Raw genomic sequence first — 9,197 nt, forward strand, 5'->3', positions numbered from 1 at the left:
CGGTGACTCCGGTGACCGCCCAGGCGGCTCCCCGGCTGGCTGTGCTGTTCACCGGGCAGGGTGCGCAACGCATCGGGATGGCTCGCGAGCTGTATGAGTCGTCGGAGGTCTTCGCCGCGGCGGTGGATGCCATTCTCGCCGAGTTGGAGCTGCCGTTGGCGGAGGTGATGTGGGGCGAGGACGCCGATCTGATCAACCAGACCGGGTGGGCGCAGCCGGCGCTGTTCGTGGTCGAGGCGGCGCTGTTCGAGGTGCTGCGCGCGCACGGCGTGACGCCCGACTATCTGCTGGGGCATTCGATCGGTGAGGTGACGGCGGCTTACGTGTCGGGGATCTGGTCGTTGCAGGATGCATCGCGGGTGGTGGCGGCGCGGGCCCGGCTGATGCAGGCGTTGCCGGCCGGCGGAGCGATGGCCACGATCCAGATGCCGGAGGCCGGTGTCGTGGCGCTGCTGCCTGAGGGGGTGGCTGTTGCGGCGGTGAACACGGCCGACTCGGTGGTGGTGTCGGGGCCGCAGGAGGCAGTGGACCAGTTGATCGCCTCGGTGACGGCTTCGCCGGGTGCGAAGGTGACGCGGCTGCGGGTCTCGCACGCCTTCCACTCGGCGCTGATGGACCCGATGCTCGACGAATTCGCCGCCGTGCTGGCGACGGTGGAGTTCCGGGAGCCGCGAATCCCGATCGTGTCGAATGTGACCGGCGAGCCGGACGAGCGGATGCGGTCGGCAGATTACTGGGTGCGTCAGGTGCGCGGGACGGTTCGGTTCGCCGACGGGGTGCGGTGGCTGGCGGAGCAAGGGGTGACGACGCTGGTCGAGGCGGGCCCGGATGGGGTGTTGTCCGGGCTGGTGGACAACAGCGTGCCGATGCTGCGGCGTAAGCGCGGCGACAACGAGGCGTTGCTGACGGCGTTGGGTCGGTTGTATGCGCAGGGCGTCGCGGTGGATTGGTCGCCGGTGTTCGTGGATCGCCACGCGCGGCGGGTGGATCTGCCGACGTATGCGTTCCAGCGGCAGCGATTCTGGCCGGAACCCGCCGTGGTGACCACGTCCTCTTCGCTGGACGGGGAATTCTGGGCGACGGTCGAGCAGCAGGACGCGGGCAGTCTGGCGGAGACGCTGGGCGTGGACGGCGCCCTGGCCGCCTCGGTGCTGCCGGCGCTCGCGTCGTGGCGGGACCGGCACCGCGACGACGCCACCGTGAACGGCTGGCGTTACCGGGAGTCCTGGACGCCACTGGACCTGCCGACGGCCGGGGAGCGGCGCTGGGCTCTGGTGGTGCCGGCGGGCAGGAGCGAGGACGCCCTCGTCGGATTCGTGGCCGGGGCACTGGGATCCCACGTGACCGTGGTGGAGCACGACGACCTGGCCGGTGGGTTCGAGGCCGACGCGATCGTGTCCCTGGAAGCCGCGCTGGGATCCGACCCGGTGACGGCCGCGACTGCCGTCATCGCGGCGCTGCGGGACGGGGACATCCCCCTGTGGGTGCTCACGCAGGGCGCGGTGTCGACCGGCGCGCAGGACCCGGTCACCACTGCTGAGCAGGGCGCGGTCTGGGGTCTGGGCCGGGTCGCGGCCCTGGAACTGCCCGCCCGCTGGGGTGGCCTGATCGACCTGCCGCCCACGCTGGACGCTCGCACCGCCGAAGCACTGGCCGCCGCCCTGGCGAACACCATCGGCGAGGACCAGCTGGCGATCCGCCCGGAGGGCACGTTCGGCCGCCGGCTCGTGCACGCGGCGGCGGCGAGCGGCCCGGCGCCGTGGACGACCTCGGGTACGGCGTTGATCACCGGTGGCACCGGCGGCCTCGGAGCCCACGTGGCCCGCTGGATCGTCGAGCACGGCGCCGAGCACGTGGTGCTGCTCAGCCGGCGTGGCCCGGAGGCCGAGGGCGCCGATCTGCTGCGCCTGGAGCTGGAGACCGCCGGCGCCCGGGTCACCGTCGCCGCCTGTGACGTGGCCGACCGGGACGCCCTGGCCGAGGTGGTGGCCGGGCTGCCCGAGGAGTGTCCGCTGCGCTCGGTCGTGCATGCCGCCGGCGTCATGAGCGGCAACACGCCTCTGGTCTCGACCACGGCGGACCGGCTGCGAGAGCAGGTGAGCGTCAAGATCGACGGCGCGCGGCACCTCGACGAGCTGACCCGGGACTTGGAGCTCGACGCGTTCGTCCTGTTCTCGTCCGGCGCGGCGGCGTGGGGCAGTGGGGGTCAGGGCGGCTATGCGGCGGGTAATGCGTACCTGGATGCGCTGGCCGTCGCGCGCCGGGCGCAGGGCCGGACGGCGACGTCGATCGCCTGGGGCTCGTGGGACGAGTCCGGCATGCTCATCGGGCTGGCCGGGGCGGAACGCGACCACCTCGACTCGCTGGGTGTGATCCCGATGCGGCCCCGGACAGCCGTTGCCGCGCTGCAGCGAGCCCTGCACGACGACGAGACCACGCTCGTGGTGACCGACATGGACTGGGCGAGCTTCGCCCCGGTGTTCACGGCGGCCCGTCCGAGCCCGCTGCTGGCCGACCTGCCCGAGGCCGCGGCTGCCCTGGCCGGACCGGAGGCCACCGCGGAGGATCAGGGCCTCGCGAGCCTGCCCGCCGCGGAACGGGAGCAGGTGCTGCTCGACCTGGTCCGGGAGGTGGCCGCCGGGGTGCTCGGACATGCCCCGGGCGCGCGGATCCCGGACGACCAGCCGTTCAAGGAGCTGGGCTTCGACTCGCTGACCGCGGTGGAACTGCGGAACCTGCTCCAGCAGCGTACGGGGACGAGCCTGCCGGCCAGTGCGGCGTTCGACCATCCGACCGTCACGCGGCTGGCGGGGCACCTGGCGTCCCGGTTCGTCGATCCCGAGAGTTCGGCGCCGGTGGCCGTACCCATGGTGGCGCCGGTGGCCGACGACCCGATCGTGCTGGTCGGCATGGCCTGCCGCTTCCCGGGCGGGGTGGCGGGTCCCGAGGATCTGTGGCGCCTGGTCGCGGAGGAGACGGACGGCATCACCGCCTTCCCCACCGACCGGGGCTGGGACCTCGACGACCTGCTCGGCACGGCCGGGCCCGGATCCGGATCCATCGCGACGGGCCGGGGCGGCTTCCTCGACGAGGTCGCCGGCTTCGACGCGGCGTTCTTCCGCATCTCGCCCCGCGAGGCTCTGGCCACGGATCCGCAACAGCGGCTGCTGCTCGAGGTGTCGTGGGAGGCGCTGGAACAGTCCGGCATCGCCCCGTCGGCCCTGGCGGGCAGCCCCACGGGGGTGTTCGTCGGCGCCTATCAGAACGGCTACGCCGAGTTCGCGGGCCGTTCCGGCGAGCAGGAGTTGCAGGGGCACCTCATCACCGGGGGCGCCGGCAGCGTCATCTCGGGGCGGGTGGCGTACGCGCTCGGGCTCGAAGGTCCCGCGGTGAGCGTGGACACCGCCTGCTCCTCGTCGCTCGTGGCCATGCACCTCGCGGCGCAGGCGTTGCGGGCGGGGGAGTGCTCGCTGGCGCTGGCCGGTGGCGTGATGGTGATGTCGACCCCCGACGCGTTCGTCGGCTTCACCGCCCAGGGCGGCCTGGCCGGGGACGGGCGGTGCAAGTCGTTCTCCGACACCGCCGACGGGACGGGCTGGTCCGAAGGCGTCGGCGTCGTGGTGATGGAGCGGCTGTCGGACGCGCGCCGCAACGGACACGAGGTGCTGGCGATCATGCGCTCCAGCGCGGTCAACCAGGACGGCGCGTCGAACGGGTTGACGGCGCCGAACGGGCCGTCGCAGCAGCGGGTGATTCGTCAAGCCCTCGCCGCGGCGGGTCTGTCGCCCGCCGATGTGGATGCGGTCGAGGCGCACGGTACGGGCACCCGGCTGGGCGATCCGATCGAGGCGCAGGCGTTGCTGGCCACCTATGGCCAGGATCGGGACATCCCGCTGTGGCTGGGATCCCTCAAGTCGAACATCGGACACGCGCAGGCGGCCGCGGGTGTCGGTGGTGTGATCAAGATGGTCATGGCCCTGCGCCACGGGGTTCTGCCCAAGACCCTGCACGTCGAAGAGCCGACCGCGCAGGTCGACTGGACGGAGGGCGACGTCCGGCTGCTGACCGAGGCCGTGCCGTGGCCGGAGACGGGTCGCCCGCGTAGGGCCGGGGTGTCCGCCTTCGGCGTCAGCGGCACCAACGCGCACCTCATCCTCGAAGCCCCGGATCCCATCGAGGCGGAAGCCCCGGTCTCCGCCGGGCCGCTGCCGTGGGCTCTTTCCGGCAAGACCGACGAGGCCGTCCAGGCCCAGGCCGCGCGGCTGCTGGACCACGTCACGGCCCACCCCGGCCTGGAGCCGGCCGACGTCGCCTGGTCGCTGCTCACCGGGCGGGAAGCTTTCGACCAGCGCGCCGCCGTGGTAGGCGCCGACCGGGAGGAGCTGACGGCCGGACTGACCGCCCTCGCCGCCGATCTGCCCGCCCCCGGCGTGGTGCGCGGAACCCGCACGGGGGGCCGGGTCGTCTTCGTCTTCCCGGGGCAGGGCGCGCAGTGGGCGGGCATGGCCCAAGAGCTCCTCGACTCCTCGCCGGTGTTCGCGTCGACTTTGCATGCATGCCAGGAGGCTCTGGATCCGTTCGTGGACTGGTCGCTGACCGACGTGCTGGGCGACGAGGCGGCGCTGAAGCGGGTCGACGTCGTGCAGCCGGCGTTGTGGGCGGTCATGGTGTCCCTGGCTGCGGTGTGGCGTTCCTATGGGGTGGAGCCCGCTGCGGTGGTCGGTCATTCGCAGGGTGAGATCGCGGCGGCGTGTGTGGCGGGCGCCTTGTCTCTGTCGGATGGCGCCCGGGTGGTGGCCCTGCGCAGTAAGGCGATCGCGGATCACCTGACCGGTGGCGGGATGATGTCGCTGCCGATGCCGGCGGATCGGGCGCGGGAGCTGCTTGCCGGGCGGCCCGGCATCTCGGTGGCGGCGATCAACGGGCCGACCTCGACGGTGGTAGCCGGTGAGGCCGGGGCCTTGGACGAGTTGCAGGCTCAGTGTGAGCGCGAGGGGATTCAGGCGCGGCGGATCGCGGTGGATTACGCGTCGCATTCGGAGGCCGTCGAACGGATTCGGGATCGCCTGCTCGAAGACTTGGATCCGATCGTGGCGCGGTCGTCGTCGGTGCCGGTGTTCTCGTCGGTGACCGGGGAGTTGATGGATACCGCCGAGTGGGGTGCGGCGTACTGGTATCGCAACCTGCGCAACACGGTGCTGTTCGAGCAGGCGCTCCAGACCGCGGCGCCGGATGTCGTCGTGGAGGTCAGCCCGCATCCGGTGCTGGTGCCGGCTGTGCAGGACGTGGCACCCGCGTTCGGGACGTTGCGGCGCGGCGAGGGCGGACTCCGCCGGCTCATCGGATCGCTCGCGCAGGCCTGGGCGTACGGGATCACCGTCGACTGGACCCGCACAGTGACCGGGCGCCGGGTCGCCCTGCCCACGTACGCCTTCCAGCACCAGCGCTTCTGGCCCGAGGTCACCGGCGGTCCCGCCGACGTGGCCGCGGCCGGTCTCAGCGCCGCCGAGCACCCGCTGCTGGGCGCCACGGTGCCGCTGCCCGAGACCGACGGGGTGGTGTTCACCAGTCGCCTGTCGTTGCGCACCCACCCGTGGCTGGCCGACTACGCGATCCGGGGCGCGGTCGTCTTCCCCGGTACCGGCTACGTCGAGCTGGCCGTCCGCGCCGGTGACAGCGTGCAGTGCGACCGGGTCGACGAGCTGGTCCTCGAGGCGCCGCTGGTGCTGCCCGCGCAGGGCGGCGTGCAGGTGCAGGTGGTCGTGGGCGAGGCGGCGCCGGACAGCACCCGGCGCAGCGTCGCGGTCTACGCCCGGCCCGAGGGGCAGGACGACTGGACCCGGCACGCCGCCGGTGTCCTCAGCGCCGGTGCCGCCCCGGCCGGCCCCGAGTTCGCCGCGGTGAGCGGGGCCTGGCCCGCGCCCGGGGCCACCGAGCTCGACACGCGGGACTTCTACGCCGGGCTGGAGGAGAGCGGGTTCGCGTACGGGCCGCTCTTCCAGGGTCTGACCCGCGCCTGGCGCGACGGGGACAGGATCCTGGCCGAGGTGAACCTGCCCGAGGCGGGCCGGACCCCGGCGGAGTCGTTCGGGATCCATCCGGCGCTGCTCGACGCGGCGTTGCAGCCGACGGCGTTCACTGGGCTCGCGGGGCTGCAGTTCAGCTTTGTCGACGTGGTGCTGCGGGCGACCGGCGCGTCCGGGGTGCGGGTGGCGCTCACGCCGGCGGCGGGCGGCGGCTCGGCGAAGGACAGTGGGCCGGGCGGGCCCGACCAGGTGACGATCGCGGTCGCGGACAGCACGGGGCAGCCGGTGCTGTCGATCGGCTCGCTGACCGTACGGCCGCTCACGGCCGGCACCATCAGCACCGGCGCGGGCGACGGCGCCCTGCTCGGCCTACAGTGGACCGGCATCCCCGCCGCTACCGCCACGACGACCGGCGCGGTGATCCTCCCGGTCACCGGCGACCCGGGCGCCGTGGTGGAGTCCGCGCACCAGCTTCTGGCCCGGGTCCGACAGCAGCTCGACGAGACCGCGGGACCGCTGGTCGTGGTCACCCGCGGGGCGGTCGCTGCGGATCCCGGGGAGGCCGTGACGGATCCGGCCGCCGCGGCGGTGTGGGGTCAGGTGCGCGCGGCGTCGGAAGGTCGCGTCGTCCTGCTCGACACCGATGCCGACGTGGACGACACGGTGCTGGGACAGGTGCTGGCGGCGGGCGAGCCCCAGCTGGCCCTGCGGGACGGGACGTTGCGAGCCGCCCGGCTCACCCGGCTCACCCCGTCGGGCGAAGCACCCGCACTGCCGGATCGGATCCTCGTCACCGGCGGGACGGGACGGCGGGGCGCCGCGGTGGCACGGCACCTCGTCACCGCGTACGGGATCAGGGGTCTTGTGCTCCTGAGCCGCCGAGGCGCCGGCGCTCCCGGCGCCGCCGAGCTGACCGCCGAACTCACGCAGACGGGTGCCGAGGTCGACATCGTGGCCTGCGACCTGACCGACCGGGAAGCCGTCGCCGCGGTCCTGGCCGCTCATCCGGTCGGCGGGATCGTGCACGCCGCCCGGGTCGAGGGCGACGGCCGGATCGACGCCGCCTGGCACCTGGACGACCTGAGTCGCGGCCTGGACCTGACGCTGTTCGTGGCCTTCACCTCCCTCGCCGCGCTCGTGGGCGACGAGAGCGCGCCCGGCGACGCCTTCCTGCACGCCCTGATGCAGCAGCGGCACCAGGCCGGGCGGCCGGGCCTCGCCCTGGCCTGGGAGTCGGGGGACGACGACCGCGGCCTGTCCCTGAGCCTCTTGGACCGTGCGCTGACCACCGGCGCCGCCGAGGTCGCCGCGACCCGGCTCAGCATCCCGGCGCTGCGGGCCCGGGCCGACCTCCCGGCCGTGTGGCGGACGCTGGCCGGTGGATCCCAGCGCCGCGTCGCCGCCAACGCCGGCGGCGGCCGCGACGGCCTTGGCCAGCAGCTCGCCGGGCTGCCCGCCGCCGACCGCCTGCAGGCGCTCACCGAACTCGTCCGCGAATCCGCCGCGGCGGTGCTGGGATACACCTCCGCCGCGCAGCTCACCGGCGACCAGCCGTTCAGCGACCTGGGCTTCGACTCGCTGACCGCCGTCGACCTGCGCAACACGCTGCAGACGCGGACGGGGCTGCGGATGCCGGCCACGCTGGTGTTCGACTATCCGACGGTCGCCCGGGTGGCCGGATATCTGGCGGAGGAGCTGGGCGAGGTCACCGCGGCCACCGGTCCGGCGCCGGCCCCGCTGCCCCCGGTCGCCGCGGTCACCGACGACCCGATCGTGCTGGTCGGCATGGCCTGCCGCTACCCGGGCGGCGTCTCCGACCCGGACGACCTGTGGCGCCTGGTCACGGCGGGCGCGGACGGCATCACCTCCTTCCCCGAGGGCCGCGGCTGGGACCTGGACGCGCTCCTGGGTCCGGACGGTCCCGGCTCGGGCACGTCGGCCACCACCCGCGGCGGCTTCGTCGACGGCGTCGACCAGTTCGACGCGGCGTTCTTCCGCATCTCGCCCCGCGAGGCGAGCGCGACCGACCCCCAGCAGCGCCTGCTGCTGGAAGTCTCGTGGGAAGCCCTGGAGCAGGCCGGCATCGATCCGCTGTCGCTGGCCGGAAGCCCGACCGGCGTCTTCGCGGGCGTCTACGCCTCCGGTTACGCCGAGCTCGTCGCCCGGGGCGGGGACCAGCTGCAGGGCCACCAGATCACCGGCGGCGCCGCCAGCGTCATCTCGGGCCGCGTGGCCTACACGCTCGGCCTCGAAGGACCCGCGGTCAGCGTGGACACGGCCTGCTCGTCCTCGCTGGTGGCTATGCACCTGGCGGCACAAGCGCTGCGGGCGGGGGAGTGCTCGCTGGCCCTGGCCGGGGGCGTGACGGTGATGGCGACGCCCGACGCGTTCGTGTGGTTCACGGTGCAGGGCGGCCTGTCGCCGGACGGGCGCTGCAAGTCCTTCGCCGACAGCGCCGACGGCACGGGCTGGTCCGAGGGCGTCGGCGTGGTGGTCATGGAACGCCTCTCGGACGCGCGCCGCAACGGCCACGAGGTCCTGGCGGTGCTGCGGTCGAGCGCCATCAACCAGGACGGCGCATCCAACGGCCTGACCGCCCCCAACGGGCCGTCGCAGCAGCGGGTGATCCGTCAAGCGCTGGCGGCGGCGGGTTTGTCACCCTCCGATGTGGATGCGGTGGAGGCCCACGGTACGGGCACCCGGCTCGGCGACCCGATCGAGGCGCAGGCGTTGCTGGCCACCTATGGCCGGAATCGGACCAGTCCGCTGTGGCTGGGATCCCTCAAGTCCAACATCGGGCACACGCAGGCCGCGGCCGGCGTCGGCGGGGTCATCAAGATGGTCCAGGCGCTGCGCCACGGCGTCCTCCCGCAGACATTGCACGTGGACGAGCCCTCGACGCAGGTCGACTGGTCCGCGGGCGACGTGCGGCTGCTGACCGAGTCGATGCCGTGGCCCGAGACCGGCCACCCGCGCCGGGCCGGTGTCTCCTCCTTCGGCGTCAGCGGCACCAACGCGCACGTGATCCTGGAAGCCTTCCCCACCGCCGACGCGCCTGCGGGGGACGACGCCGGCCCGGTCCCGTGGGTTCTCTCGGGCAAGACCGACGACGCCGTACGCGCCCAGGCCGCCCGCCTCGCCGCCCACGTCGAAGCGGATCCGTCGTTGCGT

Annotated in this window: 1 protein-coding gene; it reads left to right on the forward strand. The window is 73.7% G+C overall.

Translation table 11 applies throughout. From position 1 onward, the window contains the following. Window positions 1-9,197: SDR family NAD(P)-dependent oxidoreductase (locus RAN62_RS40820; RefSeq protein ID WP_305790274.1), on the forward strand; the 9,197-nt coding region annotated here is incomplete at both ends.

The organism is Symbioplanes lichenis (genome assembly GCF_030709675.1).
Classification (GTDB): domain Bacteria; phylum Actinomycetota; class Actinomycetes; order Mycobacteriales; family Micromonosporaceae; genus Actinoplanes; species Actinoplanes lichenis.